A 3,720-nucleotide genomic window follows, 5' to 3' on the forward strand; every position below is an offset into this window, starting at 1 on the left:
CTACTTCGACGACAAGGCGGATAACGCCGCGCGCACCAACTACGCGCTGCGCGAAAGCGTGCGCGAGGAAATCGCCAGGAACCCCGGCGGCAGCACCGCGATCTCCTGCTGCGGCGCCAATCCGGGCATGGTATCGTGGTTCGTCAAGCAGGCGCTGGTCCACCTCGCCACCGATCTTGGGCTGGAGTTTGCCGAGCCGGCCGCGAGTGACCGCGAGGGCTGGGCGAAACTGATGAAGAAGGCCGGCGTCAAGGGCATTCACATTGCCGAGCGCGACACGCAGCGCACCAAGAAGCCGAAGCCGATGGACGTGTTCTGGAACACCTGGTCGGTCGAAGGCTTCGTCTCCGAGGGCATGCAGCCTGCCGAACTCGGCTGGGGCACGCATGAGACCTGGATGCCGAAGAACGCCAGGAAGCACAAGAACGGCTCGCAGGCGGCGATCTATCTGGAGCAGGCCGGCGCCAACACCCGCGTGCGCTCGTGGTGCCCGACGCCCGGCGCGCAATATGGCTTCCTGGTGACCCACAACGAAGCGATCTCGATCTCCGACTTCTTCACCTTGCGCGGCAAGAAGGGTAAGGTCCACTACCGCCCGACCTGCCACTATGCCTACCATCCGTGCAATGACGCGGTGCTGTCGCTGCACGAGATGTTCGGCGCGGCTGGCAAGGCGCAACCTGTCCATCACGTGCTTGACGAGAACGAGTTGGTCGACGGTATCGACGAGCTCGGGGTGCTGCTCTACGGCCACGACAAGAACGCCTACTGGTACGGTTCGCAGCTGTCGCTGGCCGAGGCGCGTAAGCTCGCTCCCTACCAGAACGCCACCGGCCTGCAGGTCACCTCGGCGGTGCTTGCCGGCATGGTCTGGGCGCTGGAAAACCCGCAAGCCGGCATCGTCGAGGCCGACGAGATGGACTACAAGCGCTGCCTGGAAGTGCAGTTCCCCTATCTCGGGCCGGTCAAGGGCTACTATACCGACTGGACTCCGCTCGATCACCGGCCGGGGCTTTTCCTCGAGGATCTCGACAAGAACGACCCGTGGCAATTCCGCAACATCCTGGTGCGATAGCGGGTTGCAGCGCGCGCGCTCCTTCGGACCTGCAAGAGGGCTTTAAGCCATTGAAATTGCGTGCATCACGCCTTCCGAAGATCGATCTTCGATTTTCGGGCCGATGCGGCGCCGGCATGCCGCGATGCCTTGCAATCGCCCGGAAATCGGGCGATTGAAGGGGTGCGGCCTGGAGCGACGTGCATCCATTGGAAAGTACGCTCCAGCACTTTGATGTACGCCTCGTGCCTTCCGAAAATCGAAAGCGGTTTTCCGGCCGATGCGAGAGGAGAGGATTTCAAATGACCATTGCGCGCAAATTGCTTTCGGCAGTTGCGGCGGCAAGTCTGCTCGCCGCTTCTGCCTGCACCACCGTCGGCCCTTCCGAGCCACCGATCGCAGCCGGACCGAAAGGCGTCGAGGGTTCCTGGATCGACGCCAAGGGCACCGGCCTGTCGAGCTTCACCGCCGGCACCTTCACCACCGTCGCCACGGACACCGGCCAGAAGCTCGCCGAAGGCAGCTACACCATGACCGGGGCGACTTCGGTCGAGATCCACGGCACCTCGCTGATCCGCCAGACACCGATCAGCTTCAACTGCCTGATGATCTCCACCAGCCAGCTCAATTGCACCAGCGCGTCGGGCCAGAACTTCGTGCTGACGCGGCGCGCCTGAAGCCGGTACATCCTTCGCTTTTCGGAAGACGGCGGCCCGCGAGCCGCCGTTTTTTGCGCCCGGCAATGCTGGCCCGATTCCGCTTGCATCGATGAAAACGCGATGGGAACATGGTCGGGATCTGGCTGCTATGCACCGTTCAGTGCAAGGGCGTTAAGCGCCTCTGGTTCAAGGTCATCCGGGAGACGAGAATGAAGAAGATCGCCGCCATTGCCGCTCTTTCAGCATCCGCGCTTGGCCTGTCCGCCGGATCATCCTTTGCCGACTACACATTGAACATCCTGCATTTTAATGATTGGCACAGCCGCATCGAAGGCAACAACAAATACGAGTCGACATGCTCCGCCGAGGAAGAGACCAAAGGCGAATGCATTGGCGGCGCCGGCCGGCTGGTTACCGCGATCGCGCAGGAACGCAAGAAGCTCGACGGTCAGAACGTGCTACTGCTCAATGCGGGCGACAGCTTCCAGGGCTCGCTCTTCTACATCACCTACAAGGGTGCCGCGGAGGAGGAATTCCTCAACCAGATCAAGCCCGACGCGGTGACGCTCGGCAACCACGAATTCGACGACGGCGAGAGCGCGCTGGTGCCTTACCTGGACAAGGCGAAGTTCCCGATCGTCAGCGCCAATGTCGTGCCCAACGACAAGTCGGGCGCCGCGGGCAAGATCAAACCGTCGGTCGTGCTTGAGGTCGGCGGCCAGAAGATCGGCATTGTCGGCGCGGTCACCAATGATACGCCGGAGCTTGCCTCGCCCGGCCCCAACATCGCCATCGAAGACGACGTCAAGTCGATCACCGCCGAGGTCGAGAAGCTGAAGGCGCAAGGCGTCAACAAGATCATCGCGGTGACCCATATCGGCTACAACCGCGAGCGCGATGTCATCGCGAAAATCCCCGGCATCGACGTGGTGGTCGGCGGCCACAGCCACACGCTTCTGTCGAACACCGACCCGAAGGCGGCAGGCCCCTATCCGACGATGGTCGACAACCCCGATGGCTACAAGGTGCCGGTGGTGCAGGCGGCGTCCTATTCGAAATATCTCGGCGAGTTCAAGGTCGTGTTCGACGACAACGGCGTCGTCAAGCAAGCGAGCGGCGACCCGATCTTCCTCGACAAGTCGATCACGCCCGATCCGGCCGTGCTCGCCCGCATCAAGGAGCTCGGCGCCCCGATCGAGGAATTGAAGAACAAGGAAGTGGCTGAGACCACTAAGGCCATCGACGGCAGCCGCGACAACTGCCGCGCCCGCGAATGCGAGATGGGCAACCTCGTCTCCGATGCCATCCTCGACCGCGTCAAGGGCCAGGGCGTCGAGATCGTCATCTCGAACGGCGGCGGCCTGCGCGCCTCGATCGACCAGGGCACCGTGACCATGGGCGAGGTGCTGACCGTGCTGCCGTTCCAGAACACGCTGGCGACCTTCCAGATCTCGGGCAAGGACCTCGTCGCCGGGCTGGAAAGCGGCCTCAGCCAGATCGAGGACGGCGCCGGGCGCTTCCCGCAGGTCGCCGGCCTGAAATATTCCTTCGACAAATCGGTCGCGCCCAACGCCGGACGCGTCAAGTCGGTCGAGGTGATGGAGAACGGCGCCTGGGCGCCGATCAATCCCGACAAGGACTATCTGGTCGCCACCAACAACTATGTCCGCCAGGGCGGCGACGGCTACAAGGTCTTCGCCGAGAAGGCCAAGAACGCCTATGACTACGGCCCGGGCCTGGAGCAGGTCGTCGCCGACTATCTCGGCGCGCACCGGCCGTATACACCGAAGCTCGACGGCCGCATCACCGAGATCGCCGCGACCGTCGCGGCGGCGCCCGCCGCCGAACCGGCGAAGCCAGCCGAAGCGGCGCCAGCGGCACCGGCGCCCGCAGCCGAGCCAGCGAAGCCGGCCGAGGCGGCGCCCGCCGAGATGCCCGCCTTGCCTGCCAATTCGGGCGACATCGCCACGACACCGCCGACGGCTCCGGCGGAAACGGCCCCTGCCG

At 64.0% G+C, this 3,720-nt stretch carries 3 protein-coding genes; all 3 read left to right on the forward strand.

Features of this window, described 5'->3' with window-relative positions:
- The coding region (locus EOA33_RS27830) for a saccharopine dehydrogenase C-terminal domain-containing protein (protein ID WP_127407103.1) at positions 1–1,075 on the forward strand (1,075 nt) is incomplete at its 5' end.
- Between the two features lie 281 nt (positions 1,076–1,356).
- Positions 1,357–1,731 (forward strand): hypothetical protein, encoded by a 375-nt coding sequence (locus EOA33_RS27835; protein WP_126058429.1) that lies wholly within the window; start codon positions 1,357–1,359, stop codon positions 1,729–1,731.
- Between the two features lie 191 nt (positions 1,732–1,922).
- The coding region (locus EOA33_RS27840) for a bifunctional UDP-sugar hydrolase/5'-nucleotidase (protein WP_145989311.1) at positions 1,923–3,720 on the forward strand (1,798 nt) is incomplete at its 3' end.

The sequence above is a fragment of the Mesorhizobium sp. M4A.F.Ca.ET.050.02.1.1 genome, from assembly GCF_003997725.1.
GTDB lineage: Bacteria > Pseudomonadota > Alphaproteobacteria > Rhizobiales > Rhizobiaceae > Mesorhizobium.